This is a genomic window from Methylobacterium sp. 13MFTsu3.1M2 (assembly GCF_900112625.1).
Lineage (GTDB): Bacteria > Pseudomonadota > Alphaproteobacteria > Rhizobiales > Beijerinckiaceae > Methylobacterium.
Genome location: NZ_FOMM01000008.1, coordinates 166,849 through 188,486, shown reverse-complemented (window position 1 = coordinate 188,486; position 21,638 = coordinate 166,849). Strand labels below are relative to the sequence as shown.

20 protein-coding genes are annotated in these 21,638 nt (G+C 72.7%); 13 read left to right on the top strand and 7 right to left on the bottom strand.

Going from position 1 to position 21,638, the window contains the following annotated elements; translation table 11 throughout:
* Positions 1-39 precede the first annotated feature (39 nt).
* Both BM314_RS09230 and BM314_RS09225 read left to right on the top strand, forming a co-directional pair.
* Positions 40-1,416, top strand: a complete 1,377-nt coding sequence (locus BM314_RS09230) for a DUF3100 domain-containing protein (protein ID WP_244539896.1) — start codon at positions 40-42, stop codon at positions 1,414-1,416.
* A gap of 78 nt (positions 1,417-1,494) precedes the next feature.
* A complete protein-coding gene (locus BM314_RS09225) occupies positions 1,495-2,649 on the top strand; it encodes a M20 aminoacylase family protein (protein WP_091977928.1) in 1,155 nt (384 codons plus the stop codon).
* Between the two features lie 61 nt (positions 2,650-2,710).
* Here BM314_RS09225 and katG read toward each other — a convergent pair whose 3' ends face one another.
* Positions 2,711-5,029, bottom strand: coding sequence for a catalase/peroxidase HPI (gene katG / locus BM314_RS09220; RefSeq protein ID WP_091977927.1), 2,319 nt, complete (start codon positions 5,027-5,029; stop codon positions 2,711-2,713).
* Positions 5,030-5,437: 408 nt separating this feature from the next.
* A complete protein-coding gene (locus BM314_RS09215; RefSeq protein ID WP_234081819.1) occupies positions 5,438-5,617 on the bottom strand; it encodes a hypothetical protein in 180 nt (59 codons plus the stop codon).
* A gap of 223 nt (positions 5,618-5,840) precedes the next feature.
* Between BM314_RS09215 and BM314_RS09210 the strand changes: the two genes are divergently transcribed.
* The 4 genes from BM314_RS09210 to BM314_RS09195 all read left to right on the top strand — a co-directional run bounded on the left by BM314_RS09210 (position 5,841) and on the right by BM314_RS09195 (position 10,212).
* Positions 5,841-6,581, top strand: a complete 741-nt coding sequence (locus BM314_RS09210) for a GntR family transcriptional regulator (RefSeq protein ID WP_091977925.1) — start codon at positions 5,841-5,843, stop codon at positions 6,579-6,581.
* Positions 6,582-6,667: 86 nt separating this feature from the next.
* Positions 6,668-7,903 carry an MFS transporter gene (locus BM314_RS09205; RefSeq protein ID WP_091977924.1) on the top strand — a complete coding sequence of 412 codons (1,236 nt, stop codon included), beginning with the start codon at positions 6,668-6,670 and terminating at the stop codon, positions 7,901-7,903.
* Between the two features lie 4 nt (positions 7,904-7,907).
* The gene (locus BM314_RS09200; RefSeq protein WP_091977923.1) at positions 7,908-8,813 is read left to right on the top strand and encodes an amidohydrolase family protein; all 906 of its coding nucleotides are present in this window, start codon (positions 7,908-7,910) and stop codon (positions 8,811-8,813) included.
* A 40-nt stretch (positions 8,814-8,853) separates the two neighbouring features.
* On the top strand, positions 8,854-10,212 hold the full coding sequence (locus BM314_RS09195; RefSeq protein ID WP_091977922.1) for an MFS transporter: 1,359 nt from the start codon (positions 8,854-8,856) through the stop codon (positions 10,210-10,212).
* Between the two features lie 18 nt (positions 10,213-10,230).
* On the opposite strand, the gene BM314_RS09190 is transcribed toward BM314_RS09195, so the two are convergent.
* The 3 genes from BM314_RS09190 to BM314_RS09180 are packed head-to-tail and all read right to left on the bottom strand — an operon-like array spanning position 10,231 to position 13,129.
* A complete protein-coding gene (locus tag BM314_RS09190; protein ID WP_056522794.1) occupies positions 10,231-11,022 on the bottom strand; it encodes an ABC transporter ATP-binding protein in 792 nt (263 codons plus the stop codon).
* A complete protein-coding gene (locus tag BM314_RS09185) occupies positions 11,016-12,020 on the bottom strand; it encodes an ABC transporter permease (RefSeq protein WP_091977921.1) in 1,005 nt (334 codons plus the stop codon). The genes BM314_RS09190 and BM314_RS09185 overlap by 7 nt, the downstream gene beginning before the upstream one ends.
* Positions 12,021-12,028: 8 nt before the next feature.
* Positions 12,029-13,129: an ABC transporter substrate-binding protein gene (locus BM314_RS09180; protein WP_091675966.1), complete on the bottom strand. Its 1,101-nt coding sequence runs from the start codon at positions 13,127-13,129 to the stop codon at positions 12,029-12,031.
* A gap of 491 nt (positions 13,130-13,620) precedes the next feature.
* Between BM314_RS09180 and BM314_RS09175 the strand changes: the two genes are divergently transcribed.
* The 6 genes from BM314_RS09175 to BM314_RS09150 all read left to right on the top strand — a co-directional run bounded on the left by BM314_RS09175 (position 13,621) and on the right by BM314_RS09150 (position 19,263).
* On the top strand, positions 13,621-14,766 hold the full coding sequence (locus BM314_RS09175; RefSeq protein WP_091977920.1) for an acyl-CoA dehydrogenase family protein: 1,146 nt from the start codon (positions 13,621-13,623) through the stop codon (positions 14,764-14,766).
* A 27-nt stretch (positions 14,767-14,793) separates the two neighbouring features.
* Entirely contained in the window at positions 14,794-15,888 is a 1,095-nt protein-coding gene (locus BM314_RS09170) for an LLM class flavin-dependent oxidoreductase (protein WP_091977919.1), read from the top strand.
* Positions 15,888-16,826, top strand: a complete 939-nt coding sequence (locus BM314_RS09165; protein ID WP_091977918.1) for an ABC transporter substrate-binding protein — start codon at positions 15,888-15,890, stop codon at positions 16,824-16,826. Before BM314_RS09170 ends, BM314_RS09165 begins: the two co-directional genes overlap by 1 nt.
* Positions 16,827-16,845: 19 nt before the next feature.
* Entirely contained in the window at positions 16,846-17,370 is a 525-nt protein-coding gene (locus BM314_RS09160) for a cupin domain-containing protein (RefSeq protein WP_091977917.1), read from the top strand.
* Positions 17,371-17,389: 19 nt separating this feature from the next.
* On the top strand, positions 17,390-18,754 hold the full coding sequence (locus BM314_RS09155; RefSeq protein WP_091977916.1) for an LLM class flavin-dependent oxidoreductase: 1,365 nt from the start codon (positions 17,390-17,392) through the stop codon (positions 18,752-18,754).
* 128 nt (positions 18,755-18,882) lie between these two features.
* The gene (locus BM314_RS09150; RefSeq protein ID WP_091977969.1) at positions 18,883-19,263 is read left to right on the top strand and encodes a response regulator; all 381 of its coding nucleotides are present in this window, start codon (positions 18,883-18,885) and stop codon (positions 19,261-19,263) included.
* A 15-nt stretch (positions 19,264-19,278) separates the two neighbouring features.
* Here BM314_RS09150 and BM314_RS09145 read toward each other — a convergent pair whose 3' ends face one another.
* Positions 19,279-20,139, bottom strand: coding sequence for a hypothetical protein (locus BM314_RS09145; RefSeq protein ID WP_020091038.1), 861 nt, complete (start codon positions 20,137-20,139; stop codon positions 19,279-19,281).
* A gap of 57 nt (positions 20,140-20,196) precedes the next feature.
* On the bottom strand, positions 20,197-20,472 hold the full coding sequence (locus tag BM314_RS09140; RefSeq protein WP_091927737.1) for a hypothetical protein: 276 nt from the start codon (positions 20,470-20,472) through the stop codon (positions 20,197-20,199).
* A 154-nt stretch (positions 20,473-20,626) separates the two neighbouring features.
* On the opposite strand from BM314_RS09140, the gene ppk2 reads away from it, so the two are divergent.
* Entirely contained in the window at positions 20,627-21,586 is a 960-nt protein-coding gene (gene ppk2, locus BM314_RS09135) for a polyphosphate kinase 2 (protein WP_244539895.1), read from the top strand.
* Positions 21,587-21,638: the final 52 nt, after the last annotated feature.

The window sequence follows — 21,638 nt, the reverse complement described above, 5'->3', positions numbered from 1 at the left end:
AGCAACGGGCAGCCCCGAGGGGGGCCAAGGAGGATGACGATGGCGGGGGAACTGTTTGCGACGAACACGCGGCCGGTCGCGCCGCCCGTCTCGGGCGGGGGTAAGCTGACGCTGTTCCTGCTCGCCCTCGTCATCGTCGTCATCGCGGAGGCGATCGGCAACGTCAGCATCCCGGTGGGCGCCGGCAAGATCGTGCTGCTCCCGCTGCTCTGGGCCCTGCTGCTGGGCGGCGCGCTGGGGCTGATGAGCCCGCGCCTGCCCGCGCCGCTGCGGCTGTCGGGCGCCCTGCAGAACGCGGCCGGCGCCTACCTGCAGCCGGCGCTCCTGATCTTCATCGCCAAGCTCGGCCTGCTCGTCGGCGGGTCGCTGCCGAAGATCCTCGCCTCGGGCTGGGCCCTGGCCTTCCAGGAATTCGGCCACTTCTTCGGCACGATGGTATTCGGCCTGCCGGTGGCGCTCCTGCTCGGGATCAAGCGCGAGGCGATCGGCGCGACCTTCTCGGTCGGCCGCGAGCCCAGCCTCGCCATCATCGGCGAGCGCTACGGCATGGACTCGCCGGAGGGACGCGGCGTGCTGGCCGAGTACCTGACCGGCACGGTGTTCGGCGCGGTGTTCATCGCCCTGCTGGCCGGGTTGATCACCAGCCTCGGCATCTTCAACCCGCTGGCGCTGGCGATGGGGGCCGGGGTCGGCTCCGGCAGCATGATGGCCGCGGCCTCGGGGGCGATCGCGGCCCAGCAGACGCCCGAGGTCGCCAAGGACGTCGCCACCTTCGCGGCCGCCAGCAACCTCGTGACCACCACGATCGGCACGTACTTCACCCTGTTCCTGTCGCTGCCCTTCACGATCTGGGCCTACGGCAAGCTGGAGCCGATCCTCGGCCGCAACCGGCCGGACGCCGCCCGCCCGGCCGAAGCCGACCCTCAGGCTGCCGCGCCGGCCCATCAGCCGGCCCACGAGGAGGTGCGGATCGGCCTCGGCGAGACCGTTCTCGCCTGGATCCTGATCGGTGCCTACGGGCTCATCGGCAACTGGCTGACCTACGGAATCGTCCCCGACGCGAGCGTCGTGGCCGGGATGGCGATCATCATCGGCACCGTGCTCGCCGGCTGGGGCCTCTACCTGCTCCTCGGCCGGCGCCTGCCCGCCGTCCTCTGGGTGTCGATCATCGGCATGGCGCTGACCTATCCCGGGACGCCCTACGCCGCCGAGATCGCCGCCCTGACCGGCAAGCTCAACTTCCTGGCGCTCGCCACGCCGATCCTGACCTTCGCGGGGCTCTCGGTCGCCAAGGACGTGCCCGCCTTCCGCCGTCTCGGCTGGCGGATCGTCGTGGTCTCGTTCATGGCCAATGCCGGGACCTTCCTCGGCGCGGCCCTCATCGCGCAGTTCTTCATGCACCCGCCGCTGGGGTGAACCGCCGCGCCGATCGGCGTAGGGTCCGGGCGGGGGATCGAGGCGCTTCGGCAGCCTCCCGTATCTGAGAGAGATCGCATGCGCATCGAGGCGGAGACCGTGGAGCGGATGGTCGCGTGGCGGCGCGACCTGCACGCCCATCCCGAACTGGCCTTCCAGGAGGTCCGCACGGCGGATCTCGTCGCCCGGGAACTGGCCGCCTGCGGCCTGTCGGTGAAGACCGGGCTCGGGCGCACCGGCGTGGTCGGGACCCTGAGCCGGGGCGACGGCCCGACCATCGGCCTGCGCGCCGACATGGACGCCCTGCCGATCCAGGAGGCGACGGGCGCTGCTCACGCCTCCCGGACGCCCGGCGTGATGCATGCCTGCGGCCATGACGGCCACGTGGCGATGCTGCTCGGCGCGGCCCGGCACCTCGCGTCGCGCACCGACCTGTCCGGGACGGTCCACTTCATCTTCCAGCCGGCGGAGGAGTGCGAGGGCGGCGGGCGCGCCATGGTCGAGGACGGCCTGTTCCGGCTGTTCCCGTGCGATTCCGTCTACGGCCTGCACAACTGGCCGGGTTTGCCGCTGGGGACCTTCGCGACCCGGGTCGGCGCCATCATGGCCTCCCTCGACACGTTCGAGATCGCGGTCACCGGGTTCGGTACCCACGCGGCCATGCCGGAGCGCGGCACCGACACGCTGGTGATCGCCTCTGAGATCGTCCTGGCCCTGCAGACCATCGTGAGCCGCCGGATCGCCCCCACGGACCCGGTCGTGCTCAGCGTCACGCAGATTCACGGCGGCGACGCCTACAACGTCATCCCCGAGCGCGCGGTCATCCGCGGCACGGTCCGCTGCCTGGACGAGGCCGTGCGCAAGCGCGTGGCCGAACTCGTCGAGGCGCTCGCGGGCGGGACGGCCGCCACGCACGGCGCCCGCGCGGAGGTGGACTACCGGTTCGGCTACCCCGCCACCGTCAACACCGCCGACGCCGTCGGCACCGCCCTGGAGGCGGCCGGGGCCGTCCCGGACATCACCGCGCGCCGGGGCGAGGTCGGCCCCTCCATGGCGTCGGAGGATTTCGCCTACATGCTGGAGGCCTGCCCCGGCGCCTACGCGTGGATCGGGACCGACGGGACGCGCAAGAGCCTGCCGCTCCACAATCCGGGCTACGATTTCAACGACGAGGCCCTGCCGGTCGGCGCCGCCTACTGGGCTGCGCTGGGGGCGCACAGCCTCAGGCCGTGACGCGGCGCGCACCCTGAGAGATCGCCCGCGCCGGAGGCGCGGGCGATCCCGATGGCGGGCGTCAGGCCGCCATCGGCCCGTAACGCCGGTGACCCTTCACGTCGAAGCGGTCGAGCATCATGACCTTGTCCCAGGCCTTGACGAAGTCCGCCACGAAGCGCCGCTGGCCGTCGCTGCCCGCGTAGGCGTCGGCGATGGACCGGAGCTGCGCGTTCGAGCCGAAGACGAGGTCGCTGCGGGTCGCCTCGAACTTCGTCTGCCCGCTCGCGCGGTCCTTGAGCGCGAAGGTCATCCCCTCCGCATCCGCCTTCTCCCAGACCAGATCGACGTCGGTCAGGTTGCGGAAGAAGTCGGTCGTCAGCGCCCCGACCCGGTCGGTCAGGACGCCCCGGCTCGACCCGTCGTGGTTGGCGTTGAGCGCGCGCAGGCCGCCGGTCAGGACGGACCATTCCGGGGCCGTCAGCGTCAGCAGGTTGGCCTTGTCGAGGAACATCTCCTCCGGCGAGACGCTGCGCGTCATCTGCCCGAAGCCGTCGTCGACGTAGTTGCGGAACCCGTCCACCACCGGCTTGAGCCACTCGAACATCTCGAGGTCCGTGAGCGCCTGGGTCGTGTCCACCCGGCCCGGCGTGAACGGGACCGGCGTCTCGACCCCGGCATCGCGGGCCGCCTTCTCCACGGCGACGCAGCCGCCCAGCACGATCAGGTCCGCCAGCGAGATCTTCTTGCCGTCGCTGCGGCCGCCGTTGAAGGTCGCCATCACGCCGCGCAGGGCCTCGACCACGGGCGCGGCCCGCCGGTTGACGGCCCAGTCCTTCTGCGGCGCGAGGGCGAGGCGGCCACCGTTGGCCCCGCCGCGCTTGTCGCTGTCGCGGTAGGTCGAGGCCGCCGAGAAGGCCGTGAAGGCGAGATCCGAGACCGACAGGCCCGTGCCGGAGATCGCCTGCTTCAGCGCGGCGATCTCCGCCTCGCCGACGAGGTCGTAGTCCCGCTCGGGCAGCGGGTCCTGCCACAGGAGCCCGTCCTCGATCACGACTTCCGGGCCGAGGTAGCGGTGCTTCGGACCCATGTCGCGGTGGGTGAGCTTGTACCACGCCTTGGAGAAGGCCTGGGTGAAGGCGTCGAAGTCGTTGAGGAACTTCTCGCAGACCTTGCGGTAGTCGGGATCGACCTTCAGGGCGATGTCGGACGTCATCATCATCAGCGGGTGCATCTGGCCGGAGACGTGGGCGTCCGGCGTCCTCGGCGCGGCGGGATCCTTCGGCGTCCACTGCAGGGCGCCCGCCGGGCTCTTGGTCTGCTCCCACTCGAACTTGAAGAGGTTCTCCAGGTAGGCGTTGTCCCACTTCGTCGGATCCGGGGTCCAGCTGCCCTCGATGCCGTTGGTCATCGTGTCCTTGCCGGAGCCGGTGCCCTTCGGGTTGTGCCAGCCCAGCCCCATCGCCTCCATCGGCGCCATCTCGGGCGGCGGCCCGATCTCCTTGGCCGGCACCATGCCGTGGCTCTTGCCGAAGGCGTGGCCGCCCGCGATCAGCGCCACGGTCTCCTCGTCGTTCATCGCCATGCGGGTGAAGGTGATCCGGATGTCGCGCGCGGAGGCCAGCGGATCGCCGCTGGCGTAGGGGCCCTCCGGGTTCACGTAGATCAGCGCCTGGTGCGAGGCGGCCAGCGGGTTCTCGAGGTCGTAGTCTGCGTCGCCGTTCTTGCCCCGCCAGCGCTTGTCGCGGTTGACCATGTCGTCGAAGCTCGAGACCGAGCCCATCTCGACGACCTCCGGTCCCCAGTAGGTCGCGTCGTCCGCCTCCCAGGCGTCGAGGCGGCCGGCGGCGAAGCCGTAGGTCGGCAGGCCCATGATCTCGAGGGCGCAGTTGCCGGTGAGCACCATGAGGTCGGCCCACGACAGGGCGTTGCTGTACTTGTGCTTGATCGGCTGCAGGAGGCGCCGCGACTTGTCGGTGTTGCCGTTGTCCCACCAGCTCGAGATCGGGGCGAAGCGCTGCATGCCGGTGCCGGCGCCGCCGCGCCCGTCGGCGATCCGGTAGGTGCCGGCCGAGTGCCAGGCCATGCGGATCATCTGCGGGCCGTAATTGCCGTAGTCGGACGGCCACCAATCCACCGACGAGGTCAGGAACTGCTTGATGTCGCGCTTGAGCGCGTCGAAGTCGATCTTGGCGAACTCGGCCGCGTAGTCGAAATCCGGGCCCAGGGGATCGGCCGCCAGCCCGTTCTGGTGGAGCACTTCCACCCGCAGGCGGTGGGGATACCAGTTCTCCAGCGTCGGCCGGTTGCCGTGGGCGCCGCCGATCCGGTCGCCGCCGAACGGACACTGGCCTGCCATGTGAAACGACGTCGTGTCCGTCTTGTCGATCGTCTCGCTCATCGGGTGGTCCCCCTTGGTGTTGCACGACGGCCGGGCGCGCGGGGCCCGGACGTCGAAGGCGGTGGGCGGTGCAGGCGGTCCGAACCCTCAGGCGATTCCCGTCGCGCTCGAGACTCGTGACGAAATGAGGCGGTCTCCGGCTGGATCAAGCGCGGGGCGTCGAAGTCTTGCCGGGCTTGCGGTGGAGGCTCCCGCAGAGACCGCGATGACGTTGTCGCGATCTGCCCTGTCGCCGCCGTCGCGGAGAGCCGGCATCGACTCGACGTCGACAACGGCCCGCGCCCGGGCATTGCCCTTCGTCTTGGAGCTGTGGGCCGACCGTCATGATGGTCGTCTCGCGGGGGGAGGTCCTGTCCCCGCGCGGACCGATCGAAACGGCCGGCGCCGGTCGACGTCGGTCGACGTCGGTCAGGGCGTGGATCGCGTCCCGGCCGGCGGGGCGCTGATTGATCCGCTCTCGGAGCCGGTGACGACCTTGCGGGCGGCGGCCTGACTCTGGCTGGCGTAGTCGGGCGGCGCGGTCTCACCCTGCCAGATCATCAGGCCGGCCAGGGCGGCGACCATCAACCCCACACTGACGAGGAGCACGACCAGAACCGGCCTGCCGCGCCGACCCTGACGGGTCTCTCGAGACGTACGATATTCGACCATCCGCGCCTCGCTGGACCATGATCCCGGGAAATCCCGGCGGAAACCCGCGGCTCGGCGAATGGGTCCTGTACTGCGACGCTGTGGACCACGGGATCGGCGCGCGCCGGCACCACTCCGTCGCCCATTGGCGCCTGCCGGCGATAGTCATACAGTCATACACATGACCGTCGTGACCGCACCCCAGCCCGATCTCCGCTTGCCGCTCTACCAGCGCCTGCGGGACGAGATCGCCTTCCAGATCGCCCGCAACGTCTGGCGGTCGGGCGAGCCGATCCCCACGGAGGCGGAACTGGCGGCGACCCACCGCGTCGCCATCGGCACCGTGCGCAAGGCGATCGACGTCCTCGTCGCCGACGGCCTCGTCGAGCGGCAGCAGGGCCGCGGCACTTTCGTTCGGCGGCCGCGCTTCGACCGGTCCCTGTTCCGGTTCTTCCGGCATCTCGGCCCGGACGGCACCCAGGCGGTGCCGGAGGGCCGGATCCTGTCGCGCGAGGCCTGTCCGGCCCCCGCGACCGTCCGCGAGGCCCTCGGCCTGGGCGCGCGCGGCGACGCGATCCGGCTGATCCGGACACGCCACCTCCAGGGCCGCCCGATCCTGTCCGAGACGATCTGGCTGCCGGCCGCGCGGTTCGCGCCGCTCCTCGAAGCCCCGCTGACGCAGATCGGCGACCTCCTCTACCCCGCCTACGAGCGTCTCTGCGGCGAGATCGTCGCCCGCGCCGAGGAGACCCTGACCGTCGGCATCGCCGACGCGACCGACGCGGGGCGCCTCGCGATCGCCGACGGAGACCCGGTCGTCGTCATCGAGCGCCTCGCCTACGGCTTCGATGCCCGCCCGATTGAGTGGCGGGTGACGCGCGGCGCCGCCCGGGACTTCCGGTATCACGTCGACATCCGCTGAAAGGCGGGCGCCTTGACGCGCCGGCCCACGCGTGCTCATCTATTCATATAAATGACTAGTCCTCTTCAGAGGACGGAGGAAAGCCCGTGTTCCGCTGGTACCGAGAAGTCGGTCCGGCCGAGCGTCGCACCTTCTGGGCCTGTCTGGGCGGGTGGTCGCTCGACGCCCTGGACGTGCAGATGTTCAGCCTCGCCATTCCCGCGCTGGTCGCGAGCTTCGGCCTGAGCCGCTCGGAGGCCGGCCTGATCGGCGCGGTCACGCTCGTGGCGGCGGCGATCGGCGGCTGGCTCGGCGGCCTCGCGGCGGATCGGATCGGCCGCGTCCGGGCCCTCCAGATCACGGTGCTGTGGTTCGCGGTCGCGACCTTCCTGGCGGCCTTCGCGCAGAGCTTCACGCAACTGCTGACCCTGAAGGCGCTGCAGGGGATCGGCTTCGGCGCGGAGTGGGCGGCCGGCGCCGCGCTGATGGCGGAGGCGATCCGGCCCGAGCACCGCGGCCGGGCGCTGGGTGCCGTCCAGGGCGGCTGGGCGCTCGGCTGGGGCGCGGCCGTGCTCCTGTCCACGACGGCGTTCTCGGTGCTGGATCAGGAGACCGCTTGGCGAGCCCTGTTCGCCTGCGGCCTCGCGCCGGCACTCCTCCTGCTCTGCCTCCGCCGCTCCGTCCCCGAGCCGGTCCGGTCCGTGGCAGGGCCGGCGCCGTCACGGGCCGGATCGCTCGCGATCTTCGCGCCCGGCCTGCGCCGGATCACGGTGCTCGCGACGCTGCTCGGCCTCGGCGCCCACGGGGGCTTCCACGCCCTGTTCACCTGGCTGCCCACCTACCTGAGCGTCGAGCGCGGCGCCTCGGTCCTCGGCACCGGGCTCTACCTCGCCATCATCATCGCGGCCTTCGGTCTGGGATGCCTCGTCGCCGGCGGCCTCGTGGACCGGCTCGGCCGCCGCCGCACCGTGGCGCTCTACGCCGCCGGCTGCATGGCGCTGGTCGTCCTCTACCTGCTGCTGCCGGTCGGCGGCACGGGCCTGCTCCTCCTCGGGGCGCCCCTCGGCTTCTGCACGGCCGGCATCCCCGCGAGTCTCGCGGCGCTGTTCAGCGAGCTCTTCCCGGACGGGCTGCGCGGGACCGGGATGGGCTTCTGCTACAACGCCGGCCGCCTCGCCTCCGGCCTGCTGCCCCTCGGCGTCGGCCTGCTCAGCGAGATCTGCGGCCTCGGCCCGGCGATCGGCCTGTCGGCCCTCGGCGCCTACGGGCTCGTCCTCCTCGCCGTCGCGCTCCTGCCGGATCGGCAGCCCGGCGGCGCGCTGATCCCCCAGACCGTGAGATGATCCGATGAACCGGCGCCTCTTCTGCCGCACCCTGCTCGCGGGCAGCGTCACGCTCGCGCTTCCCGCCCGCGGCCGCGCGGCCGGGACCGCCGACGACGGCGTCGCTGCGGTGGACACCCACGCCCACGTCTTCACCCGCTCCCTCACCCTCACGGGCGACCGGCGCTACGCCCCCGACTACGACGCGAGCATCGCCGATTACCGCGCCATGCTGGACCGGAACGGCATGGCCCGCGGCGTGCTGATCCAGCCGAGCTTCCTCGGCACCGACAACGGCTACATGGTCTCGGCCCTGCGCTCCGCGCCGGAGCGGCTGCGCGGCATCGCCGTGCTGGCCCCGGAGGCCGAGACCGCGACCCTGCGCGACCTCGCCGGGCAGGGCGTCGTCGGCCTGCGCCTCAACCTGATCGGCCGGCCGGACCCGGATTTCGCCGGCCCGGTCTGGCGCGCCCACCTCGCGCGCGTCGCGGATCTCGGCTGGCAGATCGAGGTCCAGGCCGAGGCGCGGCGCCTCGCGCGGCTGCTGCCGCCGCTGGTCGCGGCGGGCGTCCCCGTGGTGGTCGATCATTTCGGCCGGATCGACCCCGCCCTCGGCATCGCCGATCCGGGCTTCGCCGACCTGCTCGGCTTCGGCCGCGGCGGCCGCGTCTGGGTCAAGCTCTCGGGCGCCTACCGCATCGGCAGCGGCGAGGCCGGCCGGCAGACGGCGGTGCAGGCCGCCGAGCGCCTGCGCGGCGCCTTCGGGGCGCGGCGCCTGCTCTGGGGCAGCGACTGGCCGCACACGCAGTTCGAGACCCAGGCCAGCCCCGCCGAGGCCCGGCGCGATCTCGACGCCTGGGTGCCGGACCCGGCCGAGCGCCGGATCGTCCTGGCCGAGACGCCCGCCGAACTCTTCCGCTTCGACCGCTAGGCCGAGGCGGCCCCGCCCGAATTCCAGCGAGGACAGGACCATGGCAACACCGACCACGCCACACGCGGCGGACGCGGCCGCCTTCGAGAGCCGAACGATGCGGAAGGTCGGCCTGCGCCTGATCCCCTTCCTCGTGCTCTGCTACTTCATCGCCTACGTCGACCGGGTGAATGTCGGCTTCGCGGCGCTGACCATGAACCACGATCTCGGCCTCTCCGCCGCGGCCTTCGGCCTGGGCGGCGGCCTGTTCTTCGTCGCCTACGTCCTGTTCGAGGTGCCGAGCAACCTCGCCATGGAGCGCGTCGGCGCGCGGATCTGGATCGCGCGGATCATGATCACCTGGGGGCTCGTCGGCATCGGCTCGGCCTTCGTCACAGGTCCGCTGAGCTTCGCCACCGCCCGCTTCCTGCTCGGCGCGGCCGAGGCCGGGTTCTTCCCCGGCGTGATCCTGTACCTGACCTACTGGTTCCCCAAGGCCTACCGGGCGCGGATCGTGGCGATGTTCATGGTCGCGATCCCGCTCTCCAGCTTCTTCGGCTCGCCGCTCTCGGCGGCGCTGCTCACCCTCGACGGCGCCGCGTCCCTGCGCGGCTGGCAGTGGCTGCTGATCATGGAGGCGGTCCCGGCCGTCCTGCTCGGCGTCGCCGCCCTCGCGCTGCTGCCGAGCCGGCCGGCCGAGGCGACCTTCCTGAGCCCGGCGGAGCGCGGCTGGCTGACGGACCGGCTGGAGACCGAGCGGCGCGCCGCCGAGGCGAGCGCCGGGCACCACGCTCACGGCCTCGCGGCGGTCTGGGCGGTGCTCGCGAGCCGGCAGGTCTGGCTGCTCGCCGTGATCTACGCGGGCAGCTCGGCCACCAGCAACACGCTGTCGCTGTGGATGCCGCAGATCCTCAAGGGGTTCGGCCTCAGCAACCTGCAGACCGGCCTGCTGAACATGATCCCGTTCGGCATCGCCTCGGTCTTCATGATCGTCTGGGGCCTGCGGGCGGACCGCAGCGGCGAGCGGATCTGGAGCACGGCCCTGCCGCTGGCGCTGACCTCGGTGAGCTTCGCCCTGACGCTCCTGACGGGCTCGCTCTGGATGACGCTGGTCCTGCTCTCGCTGGTCCTGCTCGGCAACTACGCGATCAAGGGCCCGTTCTTCGCCCTCGCCACGGAGACGCTGCCGCCGGCCCAGACGGCCGCCGGCATCGCGGCGATCAACACCCTGGCGCATCTCGGCACCGGGGCGATCACCTCGCTGATCGGCGTGCTGCGCGAGCAGACCGGCAGCTTTCCCGTCGCCCTGCTGCCGCTCTGCGCGCTCACCGGCGTCGGCTGCGCCCTGGTCTTCTGGATCGGCCGGCACCAGCCGCGGGCGGCGACCGTCGGGGCGACCCCGTCGGCCGCGCGGGTCTGAGGCGCCGGAGGCGACCCGTCAGGTCGGCTGGCCGAGGATCCCCAGGATCTCCCGGCGCAGCCGCACGATCTCGGCATCGTCGCGGTGGCGCGGATAGGGCGCCGCGACGGGCAGCTCGGCCCGGATCGCGGCCGGGCGGTCGGAGAGCACGATCACGCGCTCGGCCAGCACCAGCGCCTCCTCGACGTCGTGGGTGACGAGGAGCGCGGTGAAGCGCTTCTCCTGCCAGAGCCGCAGGATCTCGGCCTGCATGGCGAGCCGCGTCAGGGCGTCGAGCTTGCCCAGCGGCTCGTCGAGGAGCAGCAGCCGCGGCGCGTTGACGAGCGCCCGGGCGAGGGCCGCCCGCTGCGCCATGCCGCCGGAGAGCTGGTGCGGGTAGACGTCGGCGAAGCCCGTGAGGCCGACGAGCCCCAGCGCCTGGTCGACGAGGGCCGCCCGCGACCGCCCGACGCCGCGGGCCTCCAGCCCCAGGGCGACGTTGCCGCGCACGGTCCGCCACGGATAGAGCGTCGGGTCCTGGAAGACGAGGAGCCGGGACGGGTCCGGCCCCTCGACGAGGTCGCCGTCGACCCGGATCGCGCCCTGGTCGGGCGGCTCCAGGCCGGCGACGAGCCGCAGCAGGGTGGACTTGCCGCAGCCCGAGGGGCCGAGCAGCGCCACGAAGCCGCCGGGCTCCACGTCGAGGCTCACCCGGTCGAGGACCGGCAGCGGCGCCCCGCGGATCGCGAAGGCGTGGCTGACGGCCTCGACCGCCAGGCGGGCCCCGGCGCTCTGGGCGGCGGGGCGTTCGAGGGTCGCGGCGGCTACCATTGCACCAGCCCCTTCTGCCACGCGAGCAGGCGGTCGCGCAGGCGGAACAGCAGCGTGATCAGGGAGGAGCACATCAGCGCCATCACGATCAGCGCCGCGTACATGTTGGCGTAGGCGGCCCAGCCCTGCGCCCACTGGAGGTACCAGCCGAGGCCAGACTTCACGCCGAGCATCTCGGCGACGACCAGCACCGCGAAGGAGCCGCCGAGCCCCATGAACAGCCCGACGAAGACGTGCGGCAGCGCCGCCGGGATCGCCACGCGCAGGATCAGGAAGCCGCGCGAGGCGCCGAGCGTCCGCGCCACGTCGAAATAGGCCTTGTTGACGCCCGCCACCCCCGACCAGGTCAGCACCGTGACCGGGAAGCCGGTCGCCAGCGCCACCAGGAAGGTGCTGGCCGACCACGAGGACGGGAAGACGAAGAAGGCGAGGGGCAGCCACGCCGTGGCCGGCAGCGGCCCGACGAAGCGCAGCACCGGGTGGGCCCAGTAGCCCACCGCCCGGAAGGTGCCGATGGCGACGCCCAGGACGAAGCCGGTCGCCGCCCCGATGGCGTAGCCGCCGGAGAGCAGGATCAGGGAGTTGAGGATGCTGCCGCCGAGCTTCGGCCAGTCGTCGAGGAAGACCTCTAGGATTGCCTGGGGCGACGGGAAGAACGGCATCGGCAGCAGGGCGAACTTCGCCGTGACCGCCTCCCAGACCAGCAGCGCCACCGCCAGCACCGTGAGCCAGGGGCTCCAGTACCGTAGCCGCGACCCGAGAGGGCCGAGGCGGGTCGCCAGGGGCGCGAGCGTCAGGAGGGCGAGGCCGAGCGCCGCCGCGCCGGACGCGAAGGCCGCGGTCTCGGGCAGGTCGTCCGCCTCGGGCAGGCCGAGGGTCACGCCGGCCAGGGCGAGCCAGGCGCCCCCCGCGAGGACGATCCGCCAGGGCGGCCGCGGCAGCCTTCGGGACGGGGCGGCGGCCCGCGGGGCGACGCCGGCGGTGATGCTTCCGGACATGGCGCGCCTCAGCTCAGCACGTCGGCGTAGATCCGCTCGGCGAACTTCGCCGTGTCGGTGGACCGCCGCAGGACGTTCACCTGCTTCAGCTCGTCCCCGTAGAGCGCGAGCTGCTGCTTGAGATCGCCGCCGACCGGGCTGTCGCCGTGCTGCTGGCTGCGCAGCATCGCGGCGAGATCCGCGATCGAGCCCTTGCCGCCGTAGCCGGAGAAGGCCCGGGCGGCGGCCTCGGGATCCCGGTGGACGGCGTGGCCGCCCTCTAGGATCGCCCGGGTCAGCGCGCGCGCCACCGCGCGGTCGTTCCGGATCAGGCTGCCGCGGGCGGCGACGACGCAGCAGGTGCGGGTGGCGAACTCGCCCGACAGGTTGGTGGCGACCTCGGTGAAGCGCGGGTCCTTCAGCCAGATCCAGGTCCGCGGGTCGGAATCGGCCAGCGCCTGCGCCTCGCCCTTCTCCACCGCGAGATTCAGCAGGTCGGCCGGGTACTGCCGCCACTCCACCCCGCTCTCCGGATCGATCCCCGCCTTGGCGAGCAGCAGGCCGAAGAAGTTCTTGGCCGGGCTCGCCTGATCGCTGATCGCGATGGTCTTGCCCTTCAGCCCGGCGATGTCGGCGATGCCGGAGGACTTGGCGCTGAGCAGCCGCAGGCAGCCGCCGTGCAGCCCCGCGGTGATCTTCACGTCGAAGCCCTGCTCCAGGGGCTTGAGCCAGCGCAGGGCCATGCCGATCCCGGCATCGGCCTTGCCCGTGGCGATCGCCTCCAGCAGGGCCTCGGTCGAGCCGCCGAAATTGACGAACTCCACGTCGAGGCCGTGCCGGGCGAAGATCCCCTGCTCCTTGGCGAGCGGCGCGGCCGCCGTGCAGATGGCCGTGGCGTTCCAGGCCAGCTTGACCGTCCGGAGCGGGCCCGCGGGCGCCTCCGCGGCGGCGGGTCGGCAGAGCGGGCCGGGGTCGAACGGCGCCCTCGGTCCGGGTGCCCAGGCGCGGCCGGTGCCCATGCCGAGGCCGAGCGGCAGGGCGGCGGCCGCGGCGCCGACCTGCAGCAGGCGCCGCCGGGAGGGCGAGGGATCGGAGGAGGGGCTGCCCGGTCGGGAGGGCGCTTCGGTCATCTCGGGTCTCCGGGCCGCGCGACCGCGCGGCGGGAACGGCGCGCGTCACCGCACCGGTGGCGCGACCGGGCGGATCTGGCGTCCTCGTCTTCGGGAATGATCCGTCGAGGGATCAGGGTACCGAGTATTCGATCGCTGCAGGACCGAGTCAACGAAAGCGTTTCCTCTATTTTCGCGCGATCGGGTAAGATCATTCACGGATCGGCGCCGTCGCACGGCGCTCAGGCGCCCCGGCTCATCGGCGAGAAGCGTCGCTCGTCTGTCTCTCGATGGCGGGATCCCGAACGACGACCGGGAGAACGATCGATTCCTGCCCCCGGGGGGGCGGAAACACGTTCTTCTTCACCGTCCGACGACGCGGCAACATCCTCCTTCCGATCCATGAATGTTCGGAACGGCATTCCGTTGACGCGACCCGGGTCCGGGCGGACCATCGCGGCTCCCGGGATGGTGCCGCGCGGCCGCCCGCCGATCACGTCGCCGAACACCCCATGACTGTCGCCGTCCTGCCCCCCGACATCGTCAGCAGCCTCGCCGGACGGCTCGCCGCCCGCGCGGCCGACCACGACCGCGCGGGGACCTTCCCGCACGACTCCCTCGCGGCGCTCCGGGAGGCCGGGCTCCTGGCCGTCACCGTGCCGCGGCGTCTCGGCGGTGGCGGCGCGGGTCTCGCGCGGGCCGCCGCTCTGGTGCGCGCGCTCGGCGCCGCCGACCCGGCGACCGCCCTGGTCGTGGCGATGCAGTACCTCCAGCACGGGCTGATCCACCGGCCCGACACCCCGTGGCCGCGCGCGCTCGCCGACGCGGTCGGCGCGGCGGCGGTGGCGCGGGGGGCGCTGATCAACGCCCTGCGGGTCGAGCCCGAACTCGGGACGCCCTCGCGGGGCGGCCTGCCGGCCACGGTCGCCCGCCGCGACGGCGCGGGCTGGCGGATCTCCGGGCACAAGATCTACGCGACTGGGGCGCCGGGGCTCGCCTACGGCCTCGTCTTCGTCCGCACCGACGAGGCGGAGCCGCGCACCGGCACCGTCCTGGTGCCGTTCGACGCGCCGGGCATCCGCATCGCCGAGACCTGGGACCATCTCGGCCTGCGCGCCTCCGGCAGCCACGACGTCCACTTCACGGACGTGCCGATCCCCGGGGACCACGCCGTCGACCTGCGGCCGCCGGGCGGCTGGTCGGGGCCCGATCCCTGGCAGCAAGCCTGGAGCTGCACCCTGCTCGCCGCCCTCTACGACGGCGTGGCCCGGGCGGCGCAGGACTGGTTCACCGGCTTCCTGCGGGCGCGCCGGCCCGGCAGCCTCGGGGCGCCGCTGGCGAGCCTGCCGCGCTTCCACGAGGCGGTCGGCGAGAACGAGCGGCTGCTCGCCGTCAACGCGCGCCTCGTCGCCGGGCTCGCCGCCGAGGTCGATGCGGGACATCCTCCGCCGCCGCGCGAGTCCGGCTTCGTGAAGCTCACCGCCACGGAGAACGCCGTCGCGGCGGTCCAGCGCGCCGCGGAGCTGTCGGGCAACGCCGGCCTGTCCCGGGCGAACCCGCTGGAGCGGCACCTGCGCGACGTCCTGTGCGCGCGCATCCACTGGCCGCAGGGGGACGCCGTCCGCGCCGCCGCCGGCAGGGCCGCCCTCGGCGCCTGAACCCGCCCTCGACCCGGAGATCGCACCATGAGCCTGCTTCCCCCCGATGCCGTCGAGTTCATCGGCTTCGTCGCCCCCCGCCACACCTCCGAGATCCACCCGGCGGCGGGGCCGTCCATCGACCGCGACTACCTGAAGCTCCTGGCGCAGGCGCACGAATGGGGCGGGTTCGACCGGGTGCTGGTGGCCTTCCACGCGACCACGCCGGACGCGCTCCTGCTCGCCGGGCAGGTCGCCGCCGTGACCGAGCGGCTGGGACTGATGATCGCCCACCGCACCGGATTCACGGCGCCCACCGTGGCGGCGCGGCAATTCGCGACCCTCGACCAGCTCACCGGCGGCCGGGTCGCGATCCACGTGATCAGCGGCGGCGACGACCGGGAACTCGCCCAGGACGGCGACCACCTCACCAAGGACGCGCGCTACGCCCGCACCCGGGAGTTCCTCGACATCGTCCGGCAGAGCTGGACCGCCGCGGAGCCGTTCGACTACGCGGGCGATCACTACCGGGTGGAGCGCGGCTTCTCCGAGGTGAAGCCGGTCAACGCGATCCCGGTCTATTTCGGCGGCGCCTCGCCGGCGGCGCTGGCGGTGGCCGGCCGCCACGCCGACACCTACGCCCTCTGGGGCGAGACCCACGCGCAGGTCGCCGAGTTGATCGGCCGGGTGCGGGCGGCGGCCGCGGCCCACGGGCGGGCGCCGCGCTTCAGCCTGTCGGTCCGGCCGATCCTCGCCGAGACCGAGGCGCGGGCCTGGGAGCGCGCCGAGGACATCCTGGCCCGGACCCGGGCCGTCCGGGCCGCCAAGGGCCTCGGCCCGGCGGCGACGCCGCAGAACGAGGGCTCCCGGCGGCTCCTCGCGGCCGCGGCCGCGGGGCCGCGCCACGACAAGCGCCTGTTCACCGCCATCGCGGCCGAGACCGGGGCGGCGGGCAACTCGACCGCCCTGGTCGGCACCCCCGAGCAGGTCGCCGACGCCCTGCTCGACTATCACGACCTGGGCGTGCGGACCTTCCTGATCCGCGGCTTCGACCCGCTGGAGGACGCGCTCCAGTACGGCCGGTCGCTGCTGCCCGCCGTCCGGGCCGCCCTCGGGCGCCGCGGCGCCGCCGAGGCCGCCTGATGCGCGCCGTCATCCTCGCCCTGCTGGCGCTCCTGGCGGTCCGGCCGGCGCACGCGCAGGACGTGCTGCGGGTCGGCGACCAGCGCGGCAACGCCCGCGCGCTGATGGAGGCGGCCGGCGTGCTCGACGGGCTGCCCTACCGGCTCGACTGGAGCGAGTTCCCGGCGGCCGCGCCCCTGCTCGAGGCGCTGAACGCCGGCGCGATCGACGCGGGCGGCGTCGGCGACGCGCCCTTCACCTTCGCGGCGGCCGCCGGGGTGCCGGTGAAGGCGTTCCTGGCCTTCCGCAACCGGCAGGACGGGCTGGCGATCCTGGTCCTGAAGGAGTCACCCCTCCGCACCGTGGCGGACCTCAAGGGCAGGCGCGTCGCGACGAACCGCGGCTCGATCGGCCATCAGGTGGTCCTGGCGGCGCTGGAGGAGGCGGGCCTGCCCGCCGACAGCGTGACCTTCAGCTTCCTGCCGCCGGCCGACGCCAAGATCGCCCTGGCCTCCGGGGCGGTCGACGCCTGGGCGACCTGGGAGCCCTACACCTCCACGGCGGAGCTCGCCGGCCTCGTCCGGGTGATCCGCGACGGCAACGGCATCACCCCGGGCCTGACCTTCGCGGTGGCGAGCGACGACGCGATCCGGACCAAGCGGGCGCTGCTCGCCGATTTCGGCGCGCGCCTCGCCCGCGCCCGGGAATGGGCCCTGAAGGATCCGGCGCCCTACGCGTCCGTCTGGTCGAAGCTCATCGGCTTGCCGGAGGCGGTGCCGCTGCGCTGGTTCGGCCGCGCCGGCTACCGGGCCGTCCCGATCGACGCGTCCGTGATCGCCGACGAGCAGCGCAACATCGATCTCTACGTCCGCGCCGGGCTGATCCCGAAGGCCCGCGCGCCGCGGGCCGAGGCGATCCTCGACACGAGCGTCTCCCAAACCGACGCCGCCGTGCAATGATGGCGCGGGAGGACCCGACATGCACGACCACGGCGACGACCACGGCCACAGCCACGCCCACGATCACGCCCACGACCACGGGGCGTCCGAGCGCTGGAAGCACGACGGCGTGCGGGTAATCCCCGGCGACCGGCTCGACGCCAACACCGCGCAGACGCCCGGCATGTACCGGCAGGCCGCGATCAACGCCGCCCGGGTCGGCGCCCAGAAGATCTGGGCCGGCACGGTGGCGATCCAGCCCGACGCCAAGACCGGCGTGCACCACCACGGCGAACTGGAGAGCGTGATCTACGTGGTCTCGGGCCGCGCCCGGATGCGCTGGGGCGACAGGCTCGAATACGTCGCCGAGGCCGGGCCGGGCGACTTCATCTTCGTGCCGCCCTTCGTGCCGCACCAAGAGATCAACGCCTCGACCGACGAGCCGCTGCACTGCGTGCTGGTGCGCTCCGACAACGAGGCGGTGGTGGTCAACCTGCCCGACGTCGAGGCCGCCGAGGCGCCCGAGACAGTGTACTGGGTCGACCCGATCCACAAGCATCCGTGAGAGACCGGAGACGGCAGCGATGAGCCGGGACCGCCAGCTGCATCTCGGCGCCTTCATGCGCCCGGTCGGCATCCACACCGCGTGGTGGCGCTATCCGGGCGGCTATCCGGACGCGAACTTCAACTTCGAGCACCTGGCGCACTTCGCCCGGCGGCTGGAGGCCGCGAAGTTCGACGCGTTCTTCATGGCCGACCACCTCGCGGTGATGAACATGCCGGTGGCGGCGCTCCGCCGCTCGGCCACCGTGACGTCGTTCGACCCGCTGACCCTGCTGCCGGCGCTCGCCGTGCTCACCGATCGGATCGGCCTGATCGCCACCGCGTCGACAACCTACAACGAGCCCTACCACGTCGCCCGCAAGTTCGCCTCGCTCGACCACATCTCGAAGGGGCGGGCCGGCTGGAACCTCGTCACCTCCGGCAACCCGGACGAGGCCCTGAACTTCGGCCGCGACGCGCATCTGGAGCACGCCACCCGCTACGCCCGGGCGCGCGAGTTCTTCGACGTGGTGACCGGCCTGTGGGATTCCTTCGCCGACGACGCCTTCACGATGGATCCGGCGAGCGGCCTGTTCGTCGACCCGGCGAAGATGCGCGTCCTCGACCACCGCGGCGACTTCCTGAAGGTGAAGGGCCCGCTCAACGTCGCCCGGCCGGTGCAGGGCTGGCCGGTGATCGTCCAGGCCGGCGCCTCCGAGGCCGGCAAGCAGATCGCCGCCGAGACCGCCGAGATGGTGTTCGGCGCGGCCTCGACCGTGGAGGCGGCGCGGGCCTTCTACGCCGACGTGAAGGGCCGGATGCCGGCGGCGGGGCGCGACCCGGACCAGCTCAAGATCCTGCCCGGCTGCTTCATCGTCCTGGGCGAGACGGAGGACGATGCGCAGGCCAAGAAGGCGCGTCTCGACGACCTCGTCCATCCCGACAGCGGCCTCGCCAACCTCTCGGTCCGCCTCGGCGTCGACGCGACGGGCTTCGCCCTCGACGCGCCGCTCCCGGAACTCCCCGAGAGCAACGCCAGCAAGAGCGGGCAGGCCCAGATCGTCGACTACGCCCGGCGCACCGGCGCGACCGTGCGGGAACTCGCCCGCAAGGTCGGCGGCTACGGCGGCCTGCAGATGGTCGGCACGCCCGCGCAGGTGGCCGACCGGATGGAGGAGTGGCTGGAGACCCGCGCCTGCGACGGCTTCAACGTGATGTTCCCGTTCGTGCCCGAGGGTCTCGACGACGTGGTCGACCGGCTGGTGCCGGAGCTGCAGCGGCGCGGGCTGTTCCGCCGGGACTACGCCGGGACGACGCTGCGCGACCATCTCGGCCTCGCGCGGCCGGCCAACCGCTTCTTCCCGCCCGACGCCCCGCCCGACGCCCCGGCTCGGCCAGGGGGCTGATCGACCCGCCGCGCGGGCCGGCGCGGTCCCGCGCCGTCGGGGTGCGTGGCGGATCATGCGAACGGCGCGAACCTCCGGTCGTGTCGCGCGGTTATTCTCAGATCGTCGTGCGCCGATGGGAGGGGATCGTGCCCGAGGCTGTTCCGCCCCTGTCCGGGTGCCGCGTCCTCGTCGTCGAGGACGAGTATTTCATCGCCAGCGAGGTCAAGCGCTGGTTGCACAGCGCCGGGGCCGAGGTGATCGGCCCGGTCCCGCGCGCGGATCTCGCCCTGGACCTGATCGCCGAGCAGACGCCCGACGCCGCGGTGCTCGACGTGAATCTGGGCGACGGGAACAGCGTCTATCCGGTCGCCGAGCGTCTCGGCGTCCTCGGCGTGCCGTACCTGTTCGCCACCGGCGACGTGCGGGTCACCGGCGCCCCGGCCGAGGCGAGCCGGCCCATCCTGGAGAAGCCCTTCGTGGCGGCGGAGCTGGTCCGGGCCGTGACCAGGCTCGTCGCGGCCGCCTGAGGCCGCCGCGCCGCCTCAGAGAGGGCCCGGCCCGGGATGCGGGCCCATGCGCCGGCGGTCGTGCTCGATGGCGAAGACGTGGGCGTAGAGGTTCGCGACCCAGCCCCGCCCCTCGACCGTGAGGTCGAGGAACCGGATCGCGTCTCCGATCACGGGCTCGATCTTGCCCCAGAAGAACGACGGGTAGCGCTCCGCGAGGTCGGCCGGGCTGTCGTAGCCGAGTTCCGCGTTGACGCCGATCTCGGCGAATTCGTGGAACAGGGCGTTCAATTTGCGCGGGTAGAGCGGGTCGCCGAGCTGACCGATCAGGTCGGCCGCCCGCAGCAGGCCGGCCTCGGTCCCGGTCTCGCGATGGGAATCGTCCTCGGGGACCGGGAAGCGGGTCAGCTCGATCGCCCGGATGACCCGGGACGCGTCGACGAGATCGTGCGTGCCGAAGCGCTCCTGCACGGCCAGCTTCGAGCGCTCCACGTGGTAGGGTGCCAGCGCCGCGTCAGAGGCGCCCCGGGGCAGGCTGACGGTCGTGCCCTGCGCGTCGATGACGAAGGCCTGCAGCCGGTCTCCGGCGCAGACGCCGCGCACGTAGCCGATGTCGTGGTAGAGGGCGGCCAGGATCATGTGCAGCCAGTCCTCGGGCGTGATGCCCTGCTGCAGGAAGCGGCCGCGGAGGATGTCCTGGGCGACCAGGGTGACGAGGGCCGTGTGGTCGCCGTCGTGGTAGAGGGCGTCGCTCCCGACGATCCGCTCGATCGTCAGGCGCGCCGCGGCCTCGATGATCTCGGCGTAGCGCGGCTCCCGGCTGCCGAAGGTCCGCTGGTAGGTCAGGGCCAGGTGCTCGCCGAGGGCGTCGGCGAGCATCTTGGTCGCGTCGAACATGGGATCCTCGCCGTCAGCTGCGTCGGGCGGCGCCGCGCCCGGCCGGGTCGATGGAGATCACGCGGATCGCCCCCCGCGATCGACGAGCCGCTCCTCGAGATAGGCCGCCGCGTCCGCGTAGAGTTCGTAGCGGCGCAGCAGCACCGCCCGCTTCTCGGCCTTCGTCGCCGCGTCGAGCTTGGCGCGGGCCCTGTCGGCGCGGGCGCGCAGCTTCCCGGCGAGCTTCTCGAAGGCGGCATCGATGCGCGCGCCGACCTTCTCGCCCTCGGCGCGCGCCGGATCGGGGTCGTCCTGCCGGCGCTTCGGCCCGGCCCTCTTCGCTTCTCCAGCCATGACGCATCTCCGGTCGCCCCGATCGGTGGCGGAACCGTATGACGGAACGATCACGGGCGCGACATGGGATCGGCCGCCGCGGGCGCGGCGCTTTCTCAGGCGTGTCACGGAACGCTGCTCTAGGTCGGCCCCGCGACGCGCAGGAGAACCGGCGATGCGGCCCGACGACAGCTCTGCCCCGGATGCCACCTTGAATGCCACCTCGGATGCCACCTCGGATGCCACCCTGGAGGCGATCCGGCGTGACCTCGCCGACAGCTACGACGAGGAGCTGGAACTCGGGCTCGAGGAGGATCGCCTCGACCGGCTCGCGGCCGAGCTCGGCGGCGCGCCGCCCGATCATCTCGACCGCAAGGTCTATTTCCGCGCGCTGCTCCGGCTGCAGCACGAGCTGGTCCGGCTCCAGGACTGGGTGCAGGACCGGAAACTGCGCGTGGTCGTGCTGTTCGAGGGCCGCGACTCGGCCGGCAAGGGCGGCGTGATCAAGCGGATCACCCAGCGCCTCAATCCCCGCGTCTGCCGCGTCGCCGCCTTGCCTGCCCCGAGCGAGCGCGAGCGGACGCAATGGTATTTCCAGCGCTACGTCTCCCATCTGCCCGCCGGCGGCGAGATCGTGCTGTTCGACCGCTCCTGGTACAACCGCGCCGGCGTCGAGCGGGTCATGGGCTTCTGCACCGAGGCGGAGGTCGAGGAGTTCTTCCGGTCGGTCCCCGAATTCGAGCGCATGCTGGTGCGCTCCGGCATCGTCCTGGTAAAATACTGGTTCTCGATCACCGATGCCGAGCAGGAATTCCGCTTCCGGATGCGGATCCACGATCCGCTCAAGCAGTGGAAGCTGTCGCCAATGGACGTCGAGTCGCGGCGCCGCTGGGAGGACTACACCCGGGCCAAGGAGGACATGCTGGCGCGGACCCATATCCCCGAGGCGCCCTGGTGGGTGGTCGAGGCGGTCGACAAGCGACGGGCCCGCCTGAACTGTATCAGCCACCTGCTCGACCAGATCCCCTATGGCAGCGTGGAGCACCCGGCGGTCCACTTGCCCGAGCGCCTGCGGCACGCGGACTACGTGCGCGGCCCGGTCCCCGCCGCGATGATCGTTCCGGCCGCGTTCTGATCGCGGCGCGGAGACGGCGCGGGAGTCGTGATCCTGTCGCGGTGGCGCGGCT